This window comes from Bradyrhizobium sp. USDA 4454 (assembly GCF_054822705.1).
In genome coordinates this window covers 8,318,891-8,342,285 of record NZ_JBTRCN010000001.1, presented here as the reverse complement: position 1 = coordinate 8,342,285, position 23,395 = coordinate 8,318,891, and the positions used below count along the sequence as shown (strand labels likewise).

General features: G+C 65.0%; 20 protein-coding genes and 2 pseudogenes. 5 read left to right on the top strand and 17 right to left on the bottom strand.

Annotated elements, in window-relative coordinates; translation table 11 throughout:
• Nucleotides 1-178: 178 nt before the first annotated feature.
• The 13 genes from lnt to murJ all read right to left on the bottom strand — a co-directional run bounded on the left by lnt (nucleotide 179) and on the right by murJ (nucleotide 12,695).
• Complete coding sequence (lnt, locus tag ACVIW0_RS38800; protein ID WP_461357025.1) at nucleotides 179-1,792, bottom strand: apolipoprotein N-acyltransferase; 1,614 nt, start codon at nucleotides 1,790-1,792, stop codon at nucleotides 179-181.
• A complete protein-coding gene (locus tag ACVIW0_RS38795) occupies nucleotides 1,789-2,901 on the bottom strand; it encodes a hemolysin family protein (RefSeq protein WP_461345957.1) in 1,113 nt (370 codons plus the stop codon). Before ACVIW0_RS38795 ends, lnt begins: the two co-directional genes overlap by 4 nt.
• A gap of 1 nt (nucleotide 2,902) precedes the next feature.
• Complete coding sequence (ybeY, locus tag ACVIW0_RS38790) at nucleotides 2,903-3,400, bottom strand: rRNA maturation RNase YbeY (RefSeq protein WP_461357024.1); 498 nt, start codon at nucleotides 3,398-3,400, stop codon at nucleotides 2,903-2,905.
• 68 nt (nucleotides 3,401-3,468) lie between these two features.
• Nucleotides 3,469-4,539, bottom strand: a complete 1,071-nt coding sequence (locus tag ACVIW0_RS38785) for a PhoH family protein (protein ID WP_077231173.1) — start codon at nucleotides 4,537-4,539, stop codon at nucleotides 3,469-3,471.
• Nucleotides 4,540-4,544: 5 nt separating this feature from the next.
• Nucleotides 4,545-5,933, bottom strand: coding sequence for a tRNA (N6-isopentenyl adenosine(37)-C2)-methylthiotransferase MiaB (miaB, locus tag ACVIW0_RS38780; protein ID WP_461357023.1), 1,389 nt, complete (start codon nucleotides 5,931-5,933; stop codon nucleotides 4,545-4,547).
• A 201-nt stretch (nucleotides 5,934-6,134) separates the two neighbouring features.
• Complete coding sequence (locus ACVIW0_RS38775; protein ID WP_461357022.1) at nucleotides 6,135-6,815, bottom strand: HAD family hydrolase; 681 nt, start codon at nucleotides 6,813-6,815, stop codon at nucleotides 6,135-6,137.
• Between the two features lie 24 nt (nucleotides 6,816-6,839).
• Nucleotides 6,840-7,292, bottom strand: a complete 453-nt coding sequence (locus ACVIW0_RS38770; protein ID WP_456751158.1) for a Fur family transcriptional regulator — start codon at nucleotides 7,290-7,292, stop codon at nucleotides 6,840-6,842.
• A gap of 79 nt (nucleotides 7,293-7,371) precedes the next feature.
• Nucleotides 7,372-7,857, bottom strand: a complete 486-nt coding sequence (rimI, locus tag ACVIW0_RS38765; protein ID WP_461357021.1) for a ribosomal protein S18-alanine N-acetyltransferase — start codon at nucleotides 7,855-7,857, stop codon at nucleotides 7,372-7,374.
• Nucleotides 7,854-8,549 carry a tRNA (adenosine(37)-N6)-threonylcarbamoyltransferase complex dimerization subunit type 1 TsaB gene (tsaB, locus tag ACVIW0_RS38760; protein WP_461357020.1) on the bottom strand — a complete coding sequence of 232 codons (696 nt, stop codon included), beginning with the start codon at nucleotides 8,547-8,549 and terminating at the stop codon, nucleotides 7,854-7,856. The genes rimI and tsaB overlap by 4 nt, the downstream gene beginning before the upstream one ends.
• 85 nt (nucleotides 8,550-8,634) lie before the next feature.
• Nucleotides 8,635-9,204, bottom strand: coding sequence for a NifU family protein (locus tag ACVIW0_RS38755; protein ID WP_461357019.1), 570 nt, complete (start codon nucleotides 9,202-9,204; stop codon nucleotides 8,635-8,637).
• A 201-nt stretch (nucleotides 9,205-9,405) separates the two neighbouring features.
• Nucleotides 9,406-9,900, bottom strand: coding sequence for a universal stress protein (locus ACVIW0_RS38750; protein ID WP_461357018.1), 495 nt, complete (start codon nucleotides 9,898-9,900; stop codon nucleotides 9,406-9,408).
• 138 nt (nucleotides 9,901-10,038) lie between these two features.
• A complete protein-coding gene (trpS, locus tag ACVIW0_RS38745; RefSeq protein WP_461357017.1) occupies nucleotides 10,039-11,091 on the bottom strand; it encodes a tryptophan--tRNA ligase in 1,053 nt (350 codons plus the stop codon).
• Between the two features lie 65 nt (nucleotides 11,092-11,156).
• The gene (gene murJ, locus ACVIW0_RS38740; protein ID WP_461357016.1) at nucleotides 11,157-12,695 is read right to left on the bottom strand and encodes a murein biosynthesis integral membrane protein MurJ; all 1,539 of its coding nucleotides are present in this window, start codon (nucleotides 12,693-12,695) and stop codon (nucleotides 11,157-11,159) included.
• 248 nt (nucleotides 12,696-12,943) lie between these two features.
• On the opposite strand from murJ, the gene ACVIW0_RS38735 reads away from it, so the two are divergent.
• Nucleotides 12,944-13,945 carry an adenosine kinase gene (locus ACVIW0_RS38735; RefSeq protein ID WP_461357015.1) on the top strand — a complete coding sequence of 334 codons (1,002 nt, stop codon included), beginning with the start codon at nucleotides 12,944-12,946 and terminating at the stop codon, nucleotides 13,943-13,945.
• Nucleotides 13,946-14,102: 157 nt separating this feature from the next.
• Here ACVIW0_RS38735 and ACVIW0_RS38730 read toward each other — a convergent pair whose 3' ends face one another.
• Entirely contained in the window at nucleotides 14,103-15,809 is a 1,707-nt protein-coding gene (locus ACVIW0_RS38730) for an AMP-binding protein (RefSeq protein WP_461357014.1), read from the bottom strand.
• A 141-nt stretch (nucleotides 15,810-15,950) separates the two neighbouring features.
• Entirely contained in the window at nucleotides 15,951-17,144 is a 1,194-nt protein-coding gene (locus ACVIW0_RS38725; protein ID WP_461357013.1) for a serine hydrolase domain-containing protein, read from the bottom strand.
• Between the two features lie 348 nt (nucleotides 17,145-17,492).
• Between ACVIW0_RS38725 and ACVIW0_RS38720 the strand changes: the two genes are divergently transcribed.
• Together ACVIW0_RS38720 and ACVIW0_RS38715 are read left to right on the top strand one after the other, a co-directional pair.
• The gene (locus tag ACVIW0_RS38720) at nucleotides 17,493-17,816 is read left to right on the top strand and encodes a hypothetical protein (protein ID WP_461357012.1); all 324 of its coding nucleotides are present in this window, start codon (nucleotides 17,493-17,495) and stop codon (nucleotides 17,814-17,816) included.
• A 232-nt stretch (nucleotides 17,817-18,048) separates the two neighbouring features.
• The gene (locus ACVIW0_RS38715) at nucleotides 18,049-19,545 is read left to right on the top strand and encodes an NAD-dependent succinate-semialdehyde dehydrogenase (RefSeq protein ID WP_461357011.1); all 1,497 of its coding nucleotides are present in this window, start codon (nucleotides 18,049-18,051) and stop codon (nucleotides 19,543-19,545) included.
• Nucleotides 19,546-19,610: 65 nt separating this feature from the next.
• Here the strand turns inward: ACVIW0_RS38715 and ACVIW0_RS38710 are convergent.
• Nucleotides 19,611-20,511: pseudogene (locus tag ACVIW0_RS38710) on the bottom strand (amino acid ABC transporter substrate-binding protein).
• A gap of 142 nt (nucleotides 20,512-20,653) precedes the next feature.
• Between ACVIW0_RS38710 and ACVIW0_RS38705 the strand changes: the two are divergent.
• Complete coding sequence (locus ACVIW0_RS38705; RefSeq protein WP_461357010.1) at nucleotides 20,654-21,355, top strand: GntR family transcriptional regulator; 702 nt, start codon at nucleotides 20,654-20,656, stop codon at nucleotides 21,353-21,355.
• 53 nt (nucleotides 21,356-21,408) lie between these two features.
• Nucleotides 21,409-22,779 (top strand): NAD(P)/FAD-dependent oxidoreductase, encoded by a 1,371-nt coding sequence (locus ACVIW0_RS38700; protein WP_461357009.1) that lies wholly within the window; start codon nucleotides 21,409-21,411, stop codon nucleotides 22,777-22,779.
• 182 nt (nucleotides 22,780-22,961) lie between these two features.
• Here ACVIW0_RS38700 and ACVIW0_RS38695 read toward each other — a convergent pair.
• A pseudogene (locus ACVIW0_RS38695) lies at nucleotides 22,962-23,232 on the bottom strand (STAS domain-containing protein); the annotation flags it as partial.
• Nucleotides 23,233-23,395: the final 163 nt, after the last annotated feature.

The window sequence follows — 23,395 nt, the reverse complement described above, 5'->3', positions numbered from 1 at the left end:
CCTGCAAGGAGGATCGGGACAAAATGCGGACAATTTGCGCAAAGGGGCTGACTTGGCTTGTGATTTCGCGTGGAGCCGTACAATGCGAAGTGCACGGTCGATCTGTCAACTAGTGGAATCACGCTGAGGTCAATTTCGACGTTTTTTCGGGTTCGCGACAACCGGCGATATGCAGCGGTCAGGCTTTTCGCCTGACAAAACGCCTTCGCAAGACGATTGCGAGGGCAACCAATACAATTACAGCGGCGGGCACGTTCCCGACACGCGCATAGATCGTCGGCGCGATCGCCGCCGGCAGGCCGGCGTCGAGCACGCCTTCGACGCCGAGCCCGAGCTGCGCGACGATTCGGCCGAGCGGGTCGACGATGGCCGAGATGCCCGTATTTGCGGCGCGCACCAGCGGGAGGCCTTCCTCGATCGAGCGCAGCCGGGCCTGTTGCAGATGTTGATAGGGGCCGGTCGAGAATCCGAACCAGCCGTCATTGGTGACGTTGACGATCCAGCCGGGATGATCGTCGCGGCTCACGACATTGCCGGGGAAGATCGCCTCGTAGCAGATCAAGGGTAGCGCGCGCGGCGCATTGGGAATGTCGAGCGTCCGGCGGATCGTTCCGGGAATGTAGCCGCCCTGCACCTTGGTGAGCTGCACGAAGCCAATCTTCTCCATCCAGTCCTGGAACGGCAGATATTCTCCAAAGGGGACAAGGTGAAGCTTGTCGTAGACCGCGAGCACACTGCCGTCGTGGTCGATGACATAGATGGAATTATATGCTCGCGTGATCCGGACATTGGGCGGCAGATCGGGCGCGCGCACCGAGCCGGTGATCAGCACTGTTCCCTTCGGCAGCAGGTCGGCGATCTGCGCCATCGCGTCGGCTTCCTTGGTCAGGAAGAACGGAAAGGCGGATTCCGGCCAGATCAGGATGGTGGAATCGCTGACGCCACTTGCGTGCGGCCCGGACGCACGATCCGACAATGTGAGATATTTCTGCATCACCGCCGCTTTGGCGGAGTAGTTGAACTTGGCATCCTGCTGCAGATCGGGCTGCATGATGCGGAGCTTGACGCCGTCGACCATCGTGGTCGGCGTCTGTGCGAGCCGGACCGTGCCGAAGGCCAGCATCGCGACGAGGACCAGCGCCGCAGCCCCCGGCGTGTGCCATGGCTTGCGGCCGCGCGAGGCGCCGTCGATCAGCACGGCCGGGCTTGCGAAGATCGCGACAGTCAGGAACGTCATGCCCCACAGCCCGATCAGCGACGCGGTCTGGGCGAGCGCCAGCGGTTCAGTCAGCGCATAGCCGAACGCATTCCACGGGAAGCCGCTCAAGAGATGGCCGCGCAGCCATTCCGAAATCGTCAGGCCGATCGCCAGCGCCAGCACGCGCGAGGCATCGCGCGGCCAGATCAGCCGCGCCAGTGCGAAGCCGAACGCGGTGAACAGCGCAAGATAGGCGGGCAAGCCAAGCACCGCGAACGGCGTCAGCCAGGCGAAGGTGTCGGCGTCGACGAAGAAGGCATAGCCGATCCAGTACAGCCCCGGCACGAAATAGCCGAGGCCGAACCAGAAGCCGGACAGCGCCGCGGCGGGCAGTCCGCGCCAGCGCCCGGCGGCGCTGCCGTCGATCAGCCAGACGGCGATCGAAAATGTCAGAAACAGCACCGGCCAGGCGTTGAACGGCCCCATCGCCAGCGAGGACAGCGCGCCGGCCGCGAGCGCGAGCACGGCGCGCTTCCATCCCCAGGTCAGGATAACGGCAAGGCCGATCGATCGGAGCCGGTCGGAGGGCCTCACTGCGGTCCGGCTCCCTCGCCGGGCGGCGGCATGTTGTCATTCGCCTGCGGGTTTCCGGAGTCGGGGGCCTGCTCGCGGCGCCGCTCGCGCTCCTTGCGCGGCGCCGGCCGCTCCTTGCGCGTCGTGATGCGGACGCGCTTGACCCGCCGCGGATCGGCGTCGAGCACCTCGACCTCGTAATTGCCGGGCCCCGAGATCACCTCGCCGCGCACCGGCAGGCGGCCGACGAACGACACCAGATAGCCGCCCAGCGTCTCGACCTCCTCGCCGGCCTCGCCGATCACGAAATCCTCGCCGATCACTGAACGGACATCGTCGAGGCTGGCGCGGGCATCCGCGATGAAGGAGTTGTCCGGCTGGCGCACGATCGATGGCGGTTCGTCGGAATCGTGCTCGTCGTCGATCTCGCCGACGATCTGCTCGACAATGTCCTCGATCGAGACCAGCCCATCGGTGCCGCCATATTCGTCGACCACCAGCGCGAGATGGATGCGCGAGGCCTGCATCTGCGCCAGCAGGTCGATCGCGCGCATCGACGGCGGGATGTAGAGCAGCTTGCGGATGATGTTGGCGTCCGCCAGCGGCAGCGCGAGGTCGACGCTGCGCAGGTCGAGCCCTGCGGGAAAAGGCTTCTTGCGCTTGGTCTTGGTTGCCTCGGTGACGCGCGCCTTTGCGGTCATGAAGGCGAGCAGGTCGCGGATGTGCACCATGCCCTCGGGGTCGTCGAGGGTTTCGTTGTAGACGACCAGCCGCGAATGCGCCGCGCTCTCGAACAGGCTCATCAATTCGCCGAGCGGGATGTCGCGCTTGACCGCGACGATGTCGGCGCGGTGCACCATGACGTCGGCGATCCGCCGCTCGTTCAGCGACAGGATGTTGCGCAGCATGGTGCGCTCGATTGCCGAGAAGCCGACGTCGTCGGGCGTCGAGGCGTCGAGCACCACCTGCAGATCGTCGCGCACTGAGCCGGCCTTCCAGCCGAACAGGGTGCGGATCGCGCGCACCAGCCAGCCCTCGGCCGCCGGGCGCTGCAGCTCGCCCTCGTGCACCACCGCGGGCAGGTTGCTCACGTTGCGCGGATTGTCGTGGGTCGGTTCGGAGTCCGGCATGTCAGGCGGTCCGATCCGCATAGGGGTCGGGAATGCCGAGGGAGGACAGGATCTCGCGCTCGAGCGCCTCCATCTCCTCGGCATCGTCGTCGTTCTCGTGGTCGTAACCGATCAGATGCAGGAAACCATGCACCGCGAGATGGCTCAAATGGTGGTCGAACGGTTTCTGTTCCTCATCGGCTTCCCGCCGCGTCGTCTCATAGGCGATCGCGATATCGCCGAGCATGCGCGGGGCATCGTCGGGCCTGCCGGGGCCTTCCGGCTGCAAGGCCGGGAACGACAGCACGTTGGTCGGCTTGTCGATGCTGCGCCAGTTGGCGTTCAGCGTGCGGATGCCGGAATCGTCGGTCAGCATCACCGCAAGCTCGGCGCCGGCGACATCGGCGTCGGCGATCTCGGCGGCAGCCTCGATCGCGCGATGAATCACCGCGTCGGCACAGGGCTCGGCCTGCCAGCATTCGGCGGTGACGAGAACCTCGGTTGCAGGAAAAGTGGACACGTTGGTCTCAAAATCTGCGTTATGGCCGGAACCCGCGTCGCGCGGGCTCGCGGCCGAAGCTATTGGGCTCAAGATCTGGCGTTTGCCGGCTTTTGCGGCAATCCCTCATAGGCGGCCACGATGCGCGCCACCAATTCGTGGCGGATGACGTCCTCGGCCTTGAAATGCACCTGGGCGATGCCCTCGACCCCGTCGAGCAGCTTGACGGCTTCCGTGAGCCCCGAAGCCTGGCCATGCGGCAAGTCGACCTGCGACGGATCGCCGGTGACGATCATCCGGCTGTTCTCGCCGAGACGCGTCAGGAACATCTTCATCTGCATCGTCGTGGTGTTCTGCGCCTCGTCGAGGATGATGGCGGCATTGGTCAAGGTGCGGCCGCGCATGAAGGCGAGCGGCGCGATCTCGATCTCGTTGCCTTGCAGGGCGCGCTCGACGACGCGGGCGTCCATCAGGTCGTACAGCGCATCATAGATCGGGCGCAGGTACGGATCGACCTTCTCCTTGAGGTCGCCGGGCAGGAAGCCGAGCCGCTCGCCGGCTTCGACCGCGGGCCGCGTCAGGATGATGCGATCGACTTCCTTGCGCTCGAACAATTGCGCCGCATGGGCGACCGCGAGCCAGGTCTTGCCGGTACCGGCCGGACCGATGCCGAACACCAACTCGTGCCGCTTCAGCGCGCGGATATAGGAATCCTGCGCCGCGGTGCGGGCGCGCACCGGACGCTTGCGCAGATTGATGGTCTCGAAGGTCGGCTTCGCGGTCTTGTTGTCGAATTCGAACAGCGAGCCCTGCGCGATCACGGCGCGGATCGCGCCCTCGACTTCGCCCTGATCGAGGTCGTGTCCCTCGACCGCCTGCGCATAGAGCGTCTCGAGCACGCGCCGCGCCGCGTCGCAGCCGTCGCGGGAGCCTGCGATGGTGAGATGATTGCCGCGGGAATCGACCACGACGCCGAGCCGGCGCTCGATCAGCGCGAGATTCTGTCCGTAGGGGCCGACCAGCGCGGATGCGGCACGGTTGTCGTCGAAATCGATGACGACCTGAGTTTCAGGAGGCCGGGTCTCAGGTGGCATTTGCATGTCGCGGTCAGGTTTGCGGCTGGGAGCAAGCGAAGACGAATCCGATGCGCTTTTTGGCAAGGATTTCAGGCTCCAATGGTCTGCGAAATGAGGCTCGGCGCGGCCGGTGTCTCAAGCTCGCCGATCAGGCTGTAGCGCTCGAGGCTATCGATCCGCACCGAGCGGACCTGGCCGATAATGTCAGGCGATGCCATCACATGGGCAGGCTGCAGATAGGCGGTGCGGCCGACGATCTGGCCCGGATTGCGCGCGGCGCGCTCGAACAGCACATCGACCGTTGTGCCAATCGCAGCCCGGTTGAAGGCCGATTGCTGGCTGTCGATCAATTCCTGAAGCCGCCCCAAGCGCTCGTCCATCTCGGCTGCTGACACCGTCTCCCGCAACTCCGCCGCCGGCGTGCCCGGCCGTGGCGAATACTTGAATGAATAAGCCGCAGCGTACCCGATTTGCATGACAAGCGCGAGGGTCGCGGAAAATTCTTCCTCGCTCTCTCCGGGGAAGCCCACGATAAAATCTGATGAAAAAGCAATGTCTTGCCGTGCCGCCCGGAACCGGTCGATGACGCGCCGGTAGTCATCGGCGGTATGCTTGCGGTTCATGGCGGCAAGGATCCGGTCCGACCCCGACTGCACCGGCAGGTGCACGAACGGCATCAGTCCAGGCAGATCGCGATGCGCCGCGATCAGATCGTCATCCACGTCGCGCGGATGGCTGGTGGAATAGCGCAGCCGGATGACGCCGGGAATCGCGGCGAGCCGCTGCAACAATTTGCCGAGCGACCAAATGCGGCCGTCGGGGCCTTCGCCGTGATAGGCGTTGACGTTCTGTCCGATCAGCGTGAACTCGCGCACGCCGTTGTCGGCGAGCTGCTTCACGTCGTCGATGATCTTGGCAACCGGGCGCGAGACTTCGGCGCCGCGCGTATAGGGCACCACGCAGAAAGTGCAGAACTTGTCGCAACCTTCCTGCACCGTGACGAAGGCGGAGATGCCGCGGGCGCGGATCGCTTCGGGCTTCGGCTGCGGCAGGAAGCCGAACTTGTCCTCGATCGGAAACTCGGTTTCGAGCGCGCGGCCGTTCTCCCTGGCGCGATTCAGGAGCTCCGGCAGATGATGATAGCTCTGCGGCCCGACCACGATGTCGACGGTCGGCGCCCGCTGGATGATCTCGGCGCCTTCGGCCTGCGCGACGCAGCCGGCAACCACGATCTTCATCTCGCGGCCTTGGCGCGCGGCCGCATCCTTGACGACGCGGAGCCGGCCGAGTTCGGAATAGACCTTCTCCGATGCCTTCTCGCGGATGTGGCAGGTGTTGAGGATCACGAGGTCGGCGTCTTCGGCGCTCGCGGTCTCGACAAAGCCCTCGTTGGCCAGCGTGTCGACCATGCGTTGCGCATCGTAGACATTCATCTGGCAGCCATAGGACTTGATGTGCAGCTTGCGCGGCGTCGTCATGGAACCCTGAGTGCGAAAATGGAAACGGCGCCATCCGGGCGCCGGGGCTCAAATATAGCCTAAACCGGGGAAAATCCAGCTTGTTGGGTGTCATTCCGGGATGGTCCGAAGGACCAGACCCGGAATCTCGAGATTCTCGGTGCGGAATTGCGCACTTGAGGGTTCGATGCTTCGCATCGCCCGGAATGACGGGGGTGAGGCTCAGCCAGCGAGCGCTTTGGCCCCAATCTGGGCAATCAAGCCGCGCAGCTCTCGCATATCGGCGAAGGCAACCGCCGCTCCGGCCTGGCGCAGCATGTCCTCGTGTTCCGCCGTGCAATGGCTGCCGCCGCAAAAACCGAGCACCGTCATCCCGGCGGCGCGGGCGCCGGTGACGCCGGCCACGCTGTCCTCGATCACGACGCAGCGCGAAGGGCTCGCGCCCATCTGTTCGGCCGCGAACAGGAACAGATCGGGCGCCGGCTTGCCGCGCCTGACCTGGCTGGCGGAGAAAATATGCGGTGCCAGTTGGTCGTAGAGGCCGGCACAGCTCAGGCCGTGATGGATCTTTTCCGGCGTGCCGCTGGAGGCCACGCATTTCGGCAAGGTCAGCGCGGCGATGGCGTCGCCGACATGCGCAATCGCGTTGAGATCGTCTTTATAGAACCTCAGCGTCGCGTGCTTGACCTCGGCCTCGAACGTATCGGGCAGCGCGCGGCCGATCTCGCTCTCTACGATCCGCCGCGCCTCGCGGTCGGACACGCCGAGGAAGCGCTTCAGCACGCCGTCGGGTGTGATCGGAAAACCGTGCCGCGTCAGCGTGTCGGCATGCGCGCGACAGGAGATCACTTCGCTGTCGACAAGCACGCCGTCGCAATCGAAGATGACGAGATCGAAGCTCATGGTGTGGTGATACGCAGTACGCGCCTAGGGCTTGCTGTCGTCATCGAGCGGCACGCAATACAGCTCGAGCCGGTGATCGACCAGCTTGTAGCCGAGCTTGCGCGCGATCTCGGCTTGCAGCTTCTCGATCTCCTCGGAGGTGAATTCGATCACCTTGCCGTCGCGCAGGTTGATCAGGTGGTCGTGATGGCTCTCGGGCATCTGCTCGTAGCGCGCGCGGCCCTCGCGGAAGTCGTGACGCTCGATGATCCCTGCATCCTCGAACAGCTTGACGGTGCGATACACCGTCGAGATCGAGATCTTGTCGTCGACCGCGACGCAGCGGCGGTACAGCTCCTCGACGTCGGGATGATCCATGGCCTCTGCGAGCACCCGCGCGATCACGCGGCGCTGTTCGGTCATGCGCATACCGGTCGCGGCGCAGCGTGCCTCGATGCCGGTATTCTTTTGCGCAGGCGTGATTTTCACCGTCGTCATCGGTCCAAGCCTTGGGTCCAGGCCTTGGGTCCAGGCCTTGAGCGGCAGAGCAGGGCGCTGTTCTGCCATCGCGCCGATGTTACGACAAGTCGCGCCGCATCAGAAGCGCGTTCAAATGTTCCCCACCGGGCTGCTTGTAATAGCGTTCGCGGCGGCCGATCACGCCAAATCCAGCCCGTTCATAGAGCCGTCGCGCCGGTTGATTGCTCTCTTCCACCTCGAGGAAGATGGTGCGGATGCCGCGGCCGGCAAGATGGCCGAGATGGGTCAACAGCAGGTCGCGCGACAGGCCGCGCCCGCGCTGATTGGAATCGATCGCAATCGACAGTATTTCGGCTTCGTCCGCGGCCATCCGCGACACCGCAAAGCCGATCACCTTGCGGCCCTGCCGCAGCCGATGCACCAGCGTGTTGCGTTCGGTCAGCATCGCCTCGAATTCGCCTTCGCCCCAGCCGCGATGAAACGACGCGCCGTGCAGTTGCGCGAGCCGCGCCGCGTCACGCAGCGATGCGGGCTCAACCGCGGGCGGACCGCCGCCCCACCATCGCAACAGAACGCCGATCATGTCGACGGCGGCGCGCTGATGACGAGGCGATCCTTCGGCGGCTTGGCGTCGGGCGCACGCAGATAGAACGGCCGCGGCGGCGCGGTCTCGGGATCGACGGCCGCGCCGACCCAGGCGACCCAGGTAATGTCAGGCGCGGGTTGCTTGTCGACCTTGACCGGCGGCGGCGCATCCGCAGGCCAGCGCTCGGCGAGAATGTTGGCGGCGTTGCCGACCAGATGCAGCGCGCCGAATTGTGCGGCTTCGAGCGCTTCCGCGATCGGCGCCACCTTCGGCTTGAGCATCAGGCTGCCGTCGCCGCCGATCAGCTGGAAATAGACGTGGTCATGCCGCGCATCGATCGCCGACAGGATGGCATGTTCGCCATTCTCGGCGACCACAGGCGCGGCGTAGGCGGCGAGCGTCGACAGTCCGACGATCGGCTTCGAGGCCGCGAGCGCAATGCCGCGGGCCGCCGAGAGGCCGACGCGCAGGCCGGTGAAGCTGCCGGGGCCGGTCGTGACCGCGATGCGGTCGAGCCCGGCAAAGCCGATGCCGCTCTCTTTCATCACCCGCGCAATCAGCGGCATCAGCGCCTCGGCATGGCCGCGCTGCATCGGCTGCGATTCGATCGCGATCGTATTGCCGGAGGTGGTGTCGAGCACCGCCGCGGAGCAGGCGTCGAGGGCGGTATCGATGGCAAGAATCATCATGAGGCGAATGGCGGATAGAGAGTGGCGAATAGGGTCTCAGCGCGGATCGCTACTCGCCATTCGCTACGCACCATTCGCCTCCTGATTACATCGGCCGGACTTCCTGCACGTCGGGCACGAAGTGCCGGAGCAGGTTCTGGATGCCGTGTTGCAGGGTCGCGGTCGACGACGGGCAGCCGGCGCAGGAGCCCTTCATGTTGAGATAGACGATGCCGTCCTTGAAGCCGCGGAACGTGATGTCGCCGCCGTCATTGGCGACCGCCGGGCGCACCCGGGTCTCGATCAGATCCTTGATCTGCTCGACCGTCTCGGCATCGGCCTCGTCGAAGAACTCGTCGTCCTCGTCACGCGCATCATCGCTGCCGGCGGTGCCGTCGGCGAGCAGCGGCGCGCCGGACATGTAGTGCTCCATGATCGCGCCGAGGATCGCGGGCTTGAGGTGCTGCCAGTCGCCGTCCGCCTTGGTCACGGTGATGAAGTCGGCGCCGTAGAACACGCCGGTGACGCCTGACACGGCGAACAGCCGTTCGGCGAGCGGCGAGCGGGCGGCGGATTCGGCCGACGAGAATTCCATGGTGCCGGTGTCGAGCACCAGGCGGCCCGGAATGAATTTCAGGGTGGCGGGATTGGGCGTGGCTTCCGTCTGAATGAACATGTGCTGTCTCCGGCGTCGCCGGTTCAAGGCCGGCGCGTTGGGTTCCATTATAGCGTTTTCGAGCGAAGTGACACCGGTTCGCGAAGAAAACGCGTCAAATCAAGGAGTCAGATGGCAATTAAAAAGCCGGCGATCAAGCCGCAAAACCGCGGTTCCAGGCCTGCATCCATGCTCTGGAGCCGGTTTCGGGGCCGATAAGGCTTACGACAGGGCGTCGATCTCGGCGTCGGTCAGGCCGCCCGGCACGATGGTCACCGGGATCGGGAACGCGCCCAAGGTCTTGGCCATAGTGGTGATGATCGGCCCGGGGCCCTCGGCGCCCGGATTGGCGGCCAGCACCAGCATGGCGATGTCGACGTCCTTGTCGATCACGTCGAGGATCTGCTCGGTCGGGTCGCCCTCCCGAATTACCCGCTCCGGGGTGATGGCGGCAATCCCGTTGGCGCGGCCGGCGGCGCGGTCGAGCGCCTCATCGGCGGCTTCCTCGGCCTCCGCGCGCATGATGTCGGCGACCCCCAGCCATTGTTGGTTCTGGTCCTCGGTTTCGATCACCCGCAGCATCACGACGCCGCCGCCGACCCGGATCGCCCACCGGCTGGCATAATAGACCGCGCGGTCCCATTCCGCGGTGTCGTCAACGATGACGAGGCATTTCGGCTTGTGACCTTGCTCGTAGCTGCGTCGCTGGGTGGTCATGCATGTCCCGGTGCTGAACCAACAAGCATGATCCGGAAAAGTGCGCAGCGGTTTTCCGAAAAGATCACGCTCAAACGAGACCCATGGTGCCATACTCCCTACCCGTTGGGGAGAGGGAGCGCAGGTCTGCCGGTGATGTCAGCGCGGGCGGATGAAGCCGACGATGTCCTTGGTCATGCGCATGGTCTCGTCGGCGATGATCCGCGCGCGGTTGGCGCCGTCGGCCAGGATCGCATCGACGTGGCCCGGATCGGCGACCAGCCGCTTCATCTCGGAAGCGATCGGTGCCAGTTTCGCGACGCACAGCTCGACCAGCGCGTTCTTGAAGCTGGAGAACTGCCCGCCGCCGAACTGGTTGAGCACCTCCTGCTTGGAGATTTCGGCGAGCGCCGCGTAGATGCCGACCAGGTTGTCGGCCTCGGGGCGGGTCTCCAGGCCCTTTTCCTCCGACGGCAGCGGTTCCGGATCGGTCTTCGCCTTGCGGATCTTCTGCGCGATGGTCTCGGCGTCGTCGGTGAGGTTGATGCGCGAATTGTCCGACGCGTCGGACTTCGACATCTTCTTGGTGCCGTCGCGCAGGCTCATCACCCGCGTCGCTGGCCCCGTGATGAACGGCTCCGGTTGCGGGAAATAGAGGCCCTCATTGAAGCCGTGGCCGCGGATCGAATCGCCGAAGTCGTTATTGAACTTCTGCGCGATGTCGCGGGACAGCTCCAGGTGCTGCTTCTGGTCCTCGCCGACCGGCACGTGGGTGGCGCGGTATAACAGGATGTCGGCCGCCATCAGCACCGGATAGTCGTAGAGCCCGACCGAGGCATTCTCGCGGTCCTTGCCTGCCTTCTCCTTGAACTGGGTCATCCGGCTGAGCCAGCCGACCCGGGCCACGCAGTTGAAGATCCAGGTCAGCTCGGCATGGCCGGCAACCTGGCTCTGGTTGAACACGATGTGCTTCTTTGGATCGATGCCGGCAGCGATGAAGGCCGCGGTCACCTCGCGGGTGTTGCGCGCGAGCTCGGCTGGGCCGCCCCAGACGTCGACACCCTGCGTGATCGCGTGCATGTCGACGACGCAATAGATGCAGTTATGGGTCTGCTGCATCTTCACGAAGTTGACGATGGCGCCGAGGTAGTTGCCGAGGTGCAGATTGCCCGTCGGCTGGACGCCTGAGAAAACCCGTTCAACGAACGCCATGGTCTAATTCCCGGAAATGGCCGCTTTTGCGGGCTCGTTTGCCACTTAAGCCCCGCGTGCGCAAGTCAGGCGGGGCGTCTTTGCCTGACGGCGTTAACCGCCTCGCGCCAGCCGGTGACGCCGAAAAGCTGCAACAGGAGCCCGTAACCGGCAATAGCGGCCGCGATCAGCACGAGCAGCGAGACCGCTTGCACGAAACCGTGTGCGCCCGGCACCGGCAGGGCGCCCTCTGCGAGCCAGAGCAGGGCACCCATCGCAAGCGCTGCGGCCAGGATGCGCGGTAGCCGCCGGCGCGCGGCGGGATCGATCGAGAAGCCGAAAGTCGCGGCGCCCTTGCGGATCAGCGCCAGCGCGTTGCTCCAGGCGCCGACCGCAATGCCGGCGGCAATTCCGCTGGCGCCAAAGATATGGCCGAACAGGAAGGCCGCCGCGATCGCGACCACGATGGCCTTCAGCGTCGCCAACAATGGCGTCAGCGTATCCTCGCGCGCAAAGAATGCTGGCGACAGCGCCTTCACCAGCACATGCGCCGGCAGCGCCAGCGTCAGCCAGATCAGCGCCTGCGCGGTCGCCGCGGTATCCTCGGCGGTGAATGCGCCATGCTCGAACAGCATCCGCACGATCGGCTCGCTCAGCACCATCAGGCCGAGCGTTGCCGGCAGCGCCAGCCCGACCGCGAGCTCGAGTCCACGCGATTCGGCATGCGCGATCGCGGCGTGCTCGCCGCTGCGCACCGCGCGCGTCATCTCCGGGATCAGCACCGTGCCCATCGCGACGCCGACGATGCCGAGCGGCAACTCGAGCAGGCGGTTCGCGAAATAGAGCCAGGACACCGCCGACGGCGAGGTCGACGCGATCACCGCGCCCGCCACCATGAGCCATTGCGGCGCGCTGCTCGCGACCATGCCGGGCACCGCGCGGCCGAGAAAGCCGCGCATTTCGGGATCGAACGAGACGCGCAGCGGCGAAGCAAGCTTGGCGCCGCGCAGCGCCAGCATCGACAGTTGCAGGAAGCCGGCGACGCCGATCGTCGCGGCCATGACAAGCGCGGCCTGCACCGGATCCTGCTGTCGGGCCAGCAGCACGGCCATCACTGATATCAGCGCGATGTTGAACAGCAGCGGCGAGAATGCGGTCAGCGCGAAGCGTCCCTGCGCATTGAGCAGCGCCATCATCACGGTGACCGGGCCGGCAAACGCAAGGTAAGGCAGCATCAGCCGCGCGTCGTCGACCGCAAATTGCAGCGTGTCGCGGCCGACAAAGCCCGGCGCGATCGCCGCGATCACCAGCGGCATCGCGACGCCGATCACGAGCGCGGCCGCGATCACCGCTGTGCTGACAGTGCCGAGCACGCGGCCGGCAAACGCGCGCGCCGCAGCTTCGCCATCGCTGTCGCGAACCCTGAGCCAGGCCGGCACCAGCGCCGCATTCAGCCCGCCCTCGGACAACAGCCGCCGCACCACGTTCACAAGCTGAAACGCCGCCAGGAACGCATCCGCAACCGGCCCCGCGCCAAGCAGCGCCGCGATCACGGAATCGCGCACGAAGCCGAGGAGTCGCGAGGCCAGCGTTCCCGAGGAGACCGTGAGGAAGGAGCGGAACATAGAGCTTGTATAGCAGTAGCAGGTGTAGCTTCCAGTGGTGCGGTCTTAAACCCGTCATCCTGAGGAGGCCGCGACGCGGCCGTCTCGAAGGATCGACGGTCACCGGCCGGGCCGTGCATCCTTCGAGACGCCGCTCCGCGGCTCCTCAGGATGACGGGAAACAGGCAGCTCGAGCTTCCCTTGCTGCCCCAAGGCCGAACGTGATAGGTCGCGGCTCTTGTTGGGTGGCGTTAACACAGGGCAGGTCTATGGCTGACGCAAAATATGACGTTCTCGGGATCGGCAACGCGATCTTCGACGTGCTGGTGCAGACCGACGAGGCATTCCTTGCCCGTCACGGCATGACCAAGGGCTCGATGCAGCTGATCGACGAGGCGCGCGCCACCGCGATCTATAGCGACATGGGCGTGGCGACCGAGATGTCGGGCGGCTCGGCCGCCAACACCATCGTTGGCGTCGGCAATCTCGGCGCCCGCGCCGCCTATGTCGGCAAGGTCAAGGACGACCAGATCGGCAAGCTCTACGTCCACGACATCCGCGCCGCCGGCGTCACCTTCGACACCGCGCCGGCCAAGGCCGGCCCGGCCACCGGCTGCTCCTACATCCTGGTGACGCCTGACGGCGAGCGCACCATGAACACCTATCTCGGCGCCGCGCAGGATCTGACGCCCAACGATATCGATCCGGCCCAGATCGCGGCCGCCGGCATCATCTATCTCGAGGGCTACCTCTGGGATCCGAAGAACGCCAAGGACGCGTTCGTGAAGGCGGCGACGATCGCGCACGGCGCGGGCCGCCAGGTCGCGCTGACCCTATCGGATTCGTTCTGCGTCGATCGCTACCGCGACGAATTCCTCGATCTGATGCGCAAGGGCATCGTCGATCTCGTGTTCGCCAACGAGTCCGAGCTGCACTCGCTGTACCAGACCGCCGATTTCGACACCGCGCTGAAGCAGTTCGGCAAGGACACCAAGCTCGGCGTCGTGACCCGCAGCGAGAAGGGCTGCGTCGTGATCTCGGGGAACGACGTCACATCGGCGCCGGCCTCGCCGATCGACAAGCTCGTCGACACCACAGGCGCCGGCGACCTGTTCGCCGCCGGCTTCCTGGTCGGCCTGGTGCGCAATATCGGCCACGAAAACGCCGGTCGCCTCGGCGCGCTCGCCGCCGCCGAGGTGATCCAGCACATCGGCGCCCGGCCGCTGGTGTCGCTGAAGGATCTGGCGAAGCAGCAGGGGCTGCTGGTTTAGCCGCCTCTTACCTCGCGCTTGCGGGAGAGGTCGGAATGCATCGCCAGATGCATTCCGGGTGAGGGGGTACAGGTTTCACCCCGGTCACAACTCGCCGAAGCAGCCCCTGACCCCGACCCTCTCCCCGCAAGAGCGCGGCGAGGGAGAAGAAAGAGCATCACGCCGTTTTCGCGGCCTTCAATCCGAGCCGCTGCTCGACCGCGTCGCGCATCACGAATTTCTGGATCTTCCCGGTCACCGTCATCGGGAATTCGTCGACGAACTCGACATAGCGCGGGATCTTGTTGTGGGCGATCTGGCCCTGGCAGAACGCGCGCACTTCGTCGGCTGTCAGCGTCTCGCCCTGGCGGATCCTGACCCAGGCGCACAGCTCCTCGCCATAGCGGCTGTCGGCGACGCCGAAGATCTGCACGTCCTGGATCTTGGGATGGCGGTAGAGAAATTCCTCGATCTCTCTCGGATACAGGTTCTCGCCGCCGCGGATCACCATGTCCTTGATGCGGCCGACGATGTTGCAATAGCCCTCGTCGTCGATGACGGCGAGGTCGCCGGTGTGCATCCAGCCATTGGCGTCGAGCACGTCCGACGTCTTCTCCTTCTCGTCCCAATAGCCGAGCATGACGCTGTAGCCGCGCGTGCAGAGCTCGCCGCGTTCGCCGCGCGGCACCACCTTGCCGTCGAGATCGACCACCTTGACCTCGACATGCGGATGGATGCGGCCGACTGTGGAGACGCGGCGCTCCAGCGGATCGTCCGTCGCGCTCTGGAAGCTCACCGGGCTGGTCTCGGTCATGCCGTAGGCGATCGTCACTTCGCGCATGTTCATCTCGGTGTTGACGCGCCTCATCACCTCGATCGGGCAGGGCGCGCCGGCCATGATGCCGGTGCGCAGCGAAGACAGGTCGAAGCGGGAAAATTCCGGATGATCGAGCTCGGCGATGAACATCGTCGGCACGCCGTAGAGCGTCGTGCATTTTTCCTGCGCGACCGTGCTCAGCGTCGCCAAGGGATCAAAACCTTCGCCCGGATACACCATGGTGGTGCCGAGCGTGACGGACGCGAGGTTGCCCATCACCATGCCGAAGCAGTGATAGAGCGGCACCGGGATGCAGATGCGGTCCTGCTCGGTCAGGCGCATGGCGCGGCCGGTGAAGTAGCCGTTGTTGAGGATGTTGTGATGGGTCAGCGTCACGCCCTTCGGCGAGCCGGTGGTGCCGCTGGTGAATTGAATGTTGACGGGATCGTCGAATTGCAGGCTTGCGCCGAGCATCGCGAGTTGCTCGCGATGGCGCGCGCCGCCCATCTGCGCGACCTGCTCGAACGGCATCGTGCCTGGCGCCGCCGGTCCGCCGATCTGGATCACGGCGCGCAGTTGCGGCAGCCGGGCCGATCGCAATTGGCCGGGTGTGGCGCTCGCAAGCTCCGGCAGCAGCGTGTTGATCATCTCCATATAGGCCGAGGTCTTGAACGCGGTCGCGGTCACGATCGCGGCGCAGCCGACCTTGCCGAGCGCGAATTCGAGCTCGCTCAAGCGATACGCCGGATTGATGGTGACGAGGATCAATCCGGCCTTCGCGGCGGCGAATTGCGTTAGCGTCCATTCGGGCCGGTTCAGCGACCAGATGCCGATCCGCTCGCCGCGCTGCAGGCCGAGCGCGAGGAAGCCTGCGGCGACCGCTTCGACCCGCTCGGCGAATTCGTTCCAGGTCCAGCGCACATTGTGGCTCGGCGAGACCAGCGCCTCGCGGTCGCCCCAGCGTGCACGTGCGCGGTCTAGGCTGCGGCCGATGGTTTCGCCGAGCAGCGGCGTGTCGGAAATGCCGCAGACATAGCTGCCTGCCTTAGGGGTGGGTGCCAAGATCATCCTCCTCGTGGCCGTGTTCGTGTCGCCGCGCTTTTTTGCGCGATCTTAGTCGTTTGGCGCCGACGGGACAGGCCCGACCTATGGCGGGTATGAAAAATCCCTCCCGCGAGGGGAGGGATTTCTTGGTGCTTGCTCCGAACCTCAGGCCGCTCTTTGTCCGCTGTCGGCGTCGAGTCCGGCATAGATGCCCTTCTCGAAGCCCGCGAAGGCCTCCAGGCTGTGCTTGTCGGCGAACGGCAACAGCTGGGTCAGGATCACGCCGCAGACGTCGCGTGCCGGATCGATCCAGTAATAGGTGTTGGCAAGGCCCGCCCAGGCGAGGCTGCCGGCGCTGCGGCCTTCCGGCGTCTTGGCGGTGTTGATCAGGAAGCTCAGCCCCCACTTCTTGACGATGTCGGGATAGAGATCGACGTCGTTGGTGTAAATCGGCGCCGCCGTCGGCATCTTGTCGACGGTCAGTTCGCCGATGTGGTTCTGCCCCATCGTCGCGACGGTCTCGGCCTTCAGCACCTGGTTGCCGTTGCCTTTGCCCTTGTTGAGGATCATCTGGCAGAACTTGATGTAGTCGGCCGCGGTCGAATACAGGCCGCCGCCACCCATGTGGAATTCAGGGTTCTGCTCGAGCTCGAACGGGATCGCGGCCAGCGTGCCGTCCTCGCCGCGGGCATGCATGCCGACCAGCCGCTTGCGCATGTTGTCGGAGATCTTGAAGGCGGTGTCGCTCATGCCGAGCGGCACGAACATGTTGTCGCGCAGATAGGCATCGAGTTTCTTGCCGGATGCGGCTTCCACCGCCTTGCCGACGAAATCGATATTGGTGCCGTATTCCCAGCGCGTGCCCGGGTCGGTCATGATCGGCGTCTTCAGCGCGGCATTCAGGCAGGTAATGATGCCGGGCGTGCCGGTCTTTTCCAGATATTTGCCGAGGTTGACGTCCCACATGTCGTAGGCGAAGCCGGCGGTGTGGGTCATCAGCTGGCGCAGCGTGATCGGCTTTTTCGCCGGCCGCAGCTGCGGCTCGCCCTTGGCATCGAAGCCGTCGAGCACCTGCACGGCGGCGAGATCGGGCAACAGCTTGCCGATCGGCTCATCAAGCGACAGCTTGCCCTGCTCGACGAGCTGCATCGCGCCCGCCGAAGTCACCGCCTTGGTCATCGAGGCGATCCAGAACACGCTGTCCGCGGTCATCGGATCGCTCTTGGAGAGGTCGCGCTTGCCGAACGCGCCTTCATAGATCACGTCGTTGCCGGTGGCCGCGACGGCGACCACGCCGGGAATCTCCTTGGCCTCGCTCTTCTGCCGCAATACCTGATCGATCTGAGCCTTGCTCTGCATTGTGGGCGTCCTCCGGTGGGGTTTATTGTTTTGAAGTGGGCGGGATCATCCTCCCGCTTTTCCGCTCCCGCAAGGCGGCCGCGATGCGACGATGTCGCGATGTCGTGAAGGCGGGCAGCGCGGGAACGACCCGGCTCAGAGTGTATTCACCACGCGCGCAGATTTTGCGGTGGACTCCGCAGAAGCCCGGATGACCCCGGAGGGCGGCCACGGTAACGTGATCGGCAGATTGATTTTCGTACCTGTTTATTTGCAATAACGCATTCAGATCGCTGCACAAACGGTGCGGTGGATTGGGTTGGATTTGACGAAAAGATTCGTCATTTCGCGCCTCGCGGGGACGCAGCAATGATTTCGACATGGAGTGAATGGAAGCGCTATCCGCGGCCGGGCCGCGGCGAGAACATCGAGGCGCCGATCAGCCCAGGTCTCTACGAAGTCCGCTACGCGGGTACCGGCGCGCTGCACTCATTCGAGGCAGTCGACAATGTCGCCCAGGCGCTGGCCCTGCTGCAGACCGGCACCAAGTCCTGGTTCGGCCGCCGCGACGCGCGGGCGCAGGCCGACCTCGAATACCGGACCTGCGCGACCTCGACCAAGGCGGATGCCAAGGCCGCAGCCGAACGCATGATCGGCCGCCGTGAAACCTACATGTCGGGCGGGGCGGTCTGACGTAAGAATGTCATTCCGGGATGGTCCGAAGGACCAGACCCTCAGGTGCGCAATTGCGCACCGAGAATCCCGAGGTTCCGGGTTCGATGCTACGCATCGCCCCGGAACGACGGCTCCGCAACGGCACCGCATTTGCGCTCAAGCAGGGTCGCGCCCGCCGCCGGTGCATCGCGGCGGCTTTCCGCTTATATAGACGGCGAATACCCTCCCAAAGAAATTCAGGAGTAACGCCATGACCCCGCCCGTTGCCGCACGTGCCACACCATCCGCAGCATCCTCGCTCGAAAGCCGCCTGAAGGACCCCTCGCTGCTGCGCGACCGCTGCTATATCGACGGCGCCTGGGTCGGTACCCCCGAATTTGCCGTCAACAATCCCGCCACCGGCGTCGAGCTGATCAAGATCGCGCAGCTGGGCGCCGATGATACAACCAGAGCCGTCGAGGCCGCGCAGCGCGCGTTTCCGGCCTGGGCCAAGCTGACCGCGAAACAGCGCTCCAACATCCTGCGCAAATGGTTCGACCTGATCATCGCCAATCGCGAGGACCTCGCGCTGATCCTGACCTCCGAGCAGGGCAAGCCGCTGGCGGAAGCGCTCGGCGAAGTCGATATCGGCGCCGCCTATGTCGAGTTCTTCGCGGAGGAGGCCCGCCGGGTCTATGGCGAGACCATTCCGACCCAGCGTCCGGATGCGCGTCTACTCGCGATCCGGCAGCCGATCGGCGTCTGCGGCGCCATCACGCCGTGGAATTTCCCGAACTCGATGATCACGCGAAAAGTGTCGCCGGCGCTGGCCGCCGGCTGCACCGTGGTGCTGAAGCCCGCCAACGAGACGCCGTTGTCCGCGCTCGCGCTGGCGGTACTGGCCGAGAAGGCCGGAGTGCCGAAGGGCGTGCTCAACATCATCACCGGCGATGCACCGCCGATCGGCAAGGTGCTGTGCGAGCATCCGGCGGTGCGGTTCGTCGGCTTCACGGGCTCGACCAACGTCGGCAAGATCCTGTACCGGCAAGCATCGGTTGGCGTGAAGAAGCTCGGCCTCGAGCTTGGCGGCAACGCGCCCTTCATTGTGTTCGACGATGCCGACATCGACGCCGCGGTCGAAGGCGCCATCGTCTCGAAATATCGCAACATGGGCCAGACCTGCGTCTGCGCCAACCGCCTCTATGCCCAGGACAAGATCTACGACCAGTTCGTCGAGAGGCTCTCGAAGAAGGTCGCCGAGATGAAGATCGGCGACGGCACCGAGCAAGGCGTGACCCAGGGGCCGCTGATCAACATGAAGGCGATCGAGAAGGTCGAGCGGCACATTGCCGACGCCGTGAAGGGCGGCGCCAAGATCGTGACCGGCGGCAAGCGCTCCGCGCTTGGCCGCAGCTTCTTCGAGCCGACCGTGCTGTCGGACGTGCGGCCGGATGCGCTGGTGTCGCAGGAGGAGACCTTCGGCCCGCTCGCGCCTGTGATCCGCTTCAAGGACGAGGCCGACGTGATCGCGATGTGCAACGCCTCGCCATTCGGCCTCGCCTCCTACTTCTACTCGCGCGACATCGGCCGCGTCTGGCGTGTCGCGGAAGCGCTGGAGTCGGGCATGGTCGGCGTCAACTCCGGCCTGATCACGACCGAGGTCGCGCCGTTCGGCGGCGTCAAGGAAAGTGGCCTCGGCCGCGAAGGCTCGCGTCACGGCATGGATGAGTATGTCGAGATCAAATACGTGATGATGGCCGGCGTCTGATACGCTGACATTGTTTTTTGGTTCAAGCCCGGCTCTGATTAAATCAGGGCCGGGCTTTTGCTTGGTCACACGCCCTTGTCGTTCGGATTGGCGACAGCGTCCTTCAACGGCGCCGTCATCGGAAGTTCAGGTTCACGTTCTTCGGCGGAATCGGCTGCGTGAACCATTTGGCGTAGAGCTCAAGGAATTCGCCGCTCTTCATCATCGCGACCAGCGTGTTGTCGACCAGCGCCTTGAACTCCGGATCGCCCTTGCGGATGATCAGCCCGTAGGGCTCGGTGCGCTGGCTGTCGTCGATGATGCGCCAGTCGGCCGGGTTGCGGCTGCCGGCAATCAGGCTCGCCAGCAGGATGTCGTCCATCACGAAGGCATCGCTGCGCCCGGTGGTTAGTGCGAGGAATGATGCGGCGTGGTCCGCCGTCAGGATGTTCTTGGTCTGAAAGTTCTTTTCCTGGGCACGCGTACTCAACAGGCCGATCGAGGTCGAGCCCGAGGTCAGTGAGACCGGCCTTCCGCCGAGGTCCTCGAAGGCCTTGATCGGCGCGTCCTTCTGCACGACAGCGCGGATGCTCGACACGAAGATAGTGTTGCTGAAGGCGACGACCTTCTGCCGCTCCAGCGTGTTGGTGGCGGGACCGCAGACGATGTCGATGGTGCCGTTCTCGATCAGCGGAATTTGGGTGGAGAGCTGGATCGGCTGCAGCCTGATCTGCAGCGCCGGCAGTTTGAGCTCGCTCTTCACCGCATCGACGATCCGCGCGCAGAGGTCCATCGCGAAGCCGACCGGCTTCTGGTTATCGTCGAGATAGGAGAACGGGGCACCGAGACATCCCGATACCCGAGCCGGATCTCTCCGGCGTCGCGGATCTTGGCCAGCGTGCCGCCGGGCGACTGGGCCTGCGCCGGGGTGGATGTTGCGGCTGCGAGAAATTTAAGAAATATCAATGGCTTGACGGCTTGATTCATCAGTTTGTTCGCGGGCGGGCTACCGGCTTGGATGTGATCGGCCTGGAATTTTATACACAGCATTGCATAATAGGGAAACAGATTTTATACAATAATGGTTGGATCGGATATCTGAACCCGGCCCACCACCGAGAGAACCCGGATGGAACCCGTCGCCACCCCAAGCCATCGAGGAGCCGGACCTCACGGGTCCGCGCCGGACGCCGTGCGCGAGGCGCTGCGGGCGGCGATCAGCTCGGGCGAGCTCGCACCCGGACTGCAGCTGCGCCAGGACGAGCTCGCTGCGCGGTTCGGCACCAGCCGCATCCCGGTGCGCGAGGCGCTGCGCCAGCTCGAGGCCGAGGGCTTTGTCACCTTCCTGCCCAACCGCGGCGCCGTGGTGTCCGACCTGTCGCTCGACGAGGTGATCGAGCTGCTCGAGATCCGGATCGCGCTCGAGTGCCACGCGTTGCGATTGGCGATCCCCGCGATGGGCGAGATCGATCTCGAGGCGGCGACGAAAATCCTGCAAGCCTACGACGCCGCGCCCGATCCGGCGCAATGGGGTGCCTTCAACTGGAAATTCCACGCCACGCTCTACGCGCCGTGCAATCGTCCGCGCCTGCTGGCGATGATCCAGGCGAATTACGGTCATGTCGGTCGCTTCACCCGGGCGCTGGTGTCGCAGGCGACCGGCAAGGAGCGTCCGCAACGCGAGCACTATCGGCTGCTCGAATTCTGCCGCGACGGCGAGGTCAAGAAGGCCGTCCGCCTGCTGCGCGATCACATCGAGGAGACGCAGAAGACGCTGCGTTCGGCGCAGCGTCAGGCGTTGCGCGATGCCGGTCCTGAGCGGCCGGTTTGATCGCTCGAACGATGTGAACCATCGCAGGCCCGCTGCGCGCCATGGAGAAATGCGTGAAGACTAATGACGTCGAAATCCTGGTGATCGGTGCGGGCATCGTCGGCATCGCCGCAGCCTATTACCTCGCCGTCCAGCACAAGCGCTCCCGGCTGTTGATCGTCGATGAGGGCCAGCCGATGGCCTTGACCTCGGCGCAGTCGGGCGAGAACTACCGCAACTGGTGGCCGCATCCGACGATGGCGGATTTCACCAATCATTCGACCGACCTGATGGAGCAAATCGCGCGGCGCAGCGACAACCGCATCCACATGACGCGGCGCGGATATCTCCTGGTCACGCGTCAGGCGAAGCCCGAGGAATTGCTGCAGCAGCTCCATGCCGGCTACGGCGCGCAGGCCGCGAAGCTGATCCGCCTGCATGAAGGAACCAGCCGCGGCTACCAGCCGCCGCATTCGGCCGACTTGCAGAGCGCGCCTGATGGCGTCGACGTTCTGCAGGGCCGCGATCTGATTCAGGCGCACTACCCGAGTTTCGACAGGGAGGTCGCAACGGCGCTGCATATCCGCCGTGCCGGCGACATCAGCGGCCAGCAGCTTGGCCAGTACATGCTGGAGACCATGCGTCCGCTGGGCGCGCAGTTCCAGCAGGCAAAAGTGGTCGGCATCGCAAAAACCGATCGCTTCGTTGTCGATGTGCTCGCCGATGGCGCGCGGCAAGCCATCAAGGCCGACCTTATCGTCAATGCCGCGGGCCCGTTCGCGGCGCATGTTGCGGCGATGCATGGCGAAGCGCTTCCGATCGTCAACGTGTTGCAGCAGAAGATCGCGTTCGCCGATCGCAACCGCGCCGTCGATCGCAAAATGCCGTTCGCGATCGATCTCGACGGCCAGACGCTGGCGTGGTCCGATGACGAGCGCGAGGCGCTGTCAGCGGCGCCGGAATTTGCGCGCCTGCTGGCGCCGATGCCGGGCAGCATCCAGTGCCGGCCGGATGGCGGCGATCACGGCGAGTGGATCAAGCTGGGTTGGGCCTTCAACGCCGAGCAGACCACGGCGCCGGTCCGCGAGCCGGAGCTGAATCCTTATTTCCCCGAGGTGGTGCTGCGCGCGGCGAGCCGGCTGCAGCCGCGCCTTGCGCAATATCTCGGCGCGCTGCCGCGCGACCGCGTGCATTACGGCGGCTATTATCCGATGACGAAGGAGAACTGGCCGCTGATCGGCGCAGCCAAGACCCCGGGCGTATTCCTTGCAACGGCGCTCTCCGGCTACGGCACGATGGGCGCCTGTGCCACCGGCGACCTCTGCGCGCGCGCCGTGGTCGGCGCGCCCGCGCCCGCCTTCGCGCGCAATCTTTCGCTCGCGCGTTATCAGGACCAGGGGTTGATGGACGAGCTCGCGGCGAGTGAAAGCCGGGGATTGCTCTAGCTTAACCGATCCTCCGTAGCCCGGATGCAGTGAAGCGAAATCCGGGGGCCCGCCGCCCGGCGACGTTCCCGGATTGCGCTGCGCTGCATCCGGGCTACGCAGCCCTAGCGGCGCAGAACTGCAATGGTGCGATTCGCAAACGTCAGCCGCTCGGCCATCACCGAGACGAAGTAAGTCAGCCGCTTGTGCGCGAGCTCCTGGTGCTGTGCGATGATCTCGTTCTCGCACCACTCCAGCGCGTGGTTGCGTTCGTCGATCACGGTCACGCCCTCCGTGATGAAATCGCTGGAGCTCGGCCTTGGCCGACAGATGCACGAGCACCAACTCGACGCCGACCTCGTGCGCGCTGCGCTTGATCTGCGCGAAACTGTAGGCCGCCGACGATTCGACACCGGTGACGAGCTTGAAGTCGAACAGCAGATAGCGGCATTCCGCCTGCTCGCGCAGCATCCGCGAGCCGAAACAAAGCGACCGACTAATCACGTTTAAAAATGTCCTAAACTTTAGCCGCCAGTCGTAGACGAGCCCGGCGCGGGACGACAACAGAATTTTTGTGATAGCCGGTTCCCAATGCGCGGATGCGATAGTCAACCGCCGCGTCACCGGTCCGGCGCGA

Bases quoted from the DNA above. Each gene is read 5' to 3' on its own strand.
- ACVIW0_RS38795 (WP_461345957.1), bottom strand. From the start codon at position 2,901: ATGCCGGACTCCGAACCGACCCACGACAATCCGCGCAACGTGAGCAAC.
- miaB (WP_461357023.1), bottom strand. From the start codon at position 5,933: ATGACGACGCCGCGCAAGCTGCACATCAAGTCCTATGGCTGCCAGATG.
- ACVIW0_RS38775 (WP_461357022.1), bottom strand. From the start codon at position 6,815: ATGAGCTTCGATCTCGTCATCTTCGATTGCGACGGCGTGCTTGTCGAC.
- ACVIW0_RS38770 (WP_456751158.1), bottom strand. From the start codon at position 7,292: ATGACGACGGTGAAAATCACGCCTGCGCAAAAGAATACCGGCATCGAG.
- rimI (WP_461357021.1), bottom strand. From the start codon at position 7,857: ATGATCGGCGTTCTGTTGCGATGGTGGGGCGGCGGTCCGCCCGCGGTT.
- tsaB (WP_461357020.1), bottom strand. From the start codon at position 8,549: ATGATGATTCTTGCCATCGATACCGCCCTCGACGCCTGCTCCGCGGCG.
- ACVIW0_RS38755 (WP_461357019.1), bottom strand. From the start codon at position 9,204: ATGTTCATTCAGACGGAAGCCACGCCCAATCCCGCCACCCTGAAATTC.
- ACVIW0_RS38750 (WP_461357018.1), bottom strand. From the start codon at position 9,900: ATGACCACCCAGCGACGCAGCTACGAGCAAGGTCACAAGCCGAAATGC.
- trpS (WP_461357017.1), bottom strand. From the start codon at position 11,091: ATGGCGTTCGTTGAACGGGTTTTCTCAGGCGTCCAGCCGACGGGCAAT.
- murJ (WP_461357016.1), bottom strand. From the start codon at position 12,695: ATGTTCCGCTCCTTCCTCACGGTCTCCTCGGGAACGCTGGCCTCGCGA.
- ACVIW0_RS38735 (WP_461357015.1), top strand. From the start codon at position 12,944: ATGGCTGACGCAAAATATGACGTTCTCGGGATCGGCAACGCGATCTTC.
- ACVIW0_RS38730 (WP_461357014.1), bottom strand. From the start codon at position 15,809: ATGATCTTGGCACCCACCCCTAAGGCAGGCAGCTATGTCTGCGGCATT.
- ACVIW0_RS38725 (WP_461357013.1), bottom strand. From the start codon at position 17,144: ATGCAGAGCAAGGCTCAGATCGATCAGGTATTGCGGCAGAAGAGCGAG.
- ACVIW0_RS38720 (WP_461357012.1), top strand. From the start codon at position 17,493: ATGATTTCGACATGGAGTGAATGGAAGCGCTATCCGCGGCCGGGCCGC.
- ACVIW0_RS38715 (WP_461357011.1), top strand. From the start codon at position 18,049: ATGACCCCGCCCGTTGCCGCACGTGCCACACCATCCGCAGCATCCTCG.
- ACVIW0_RS38705 (WP_461357010.1), top strand. From the start codon at position 20,654: ATGGAACCCGTCGCCACCCCAAGCCATCGAGGAGCCGGACCTCACGGG.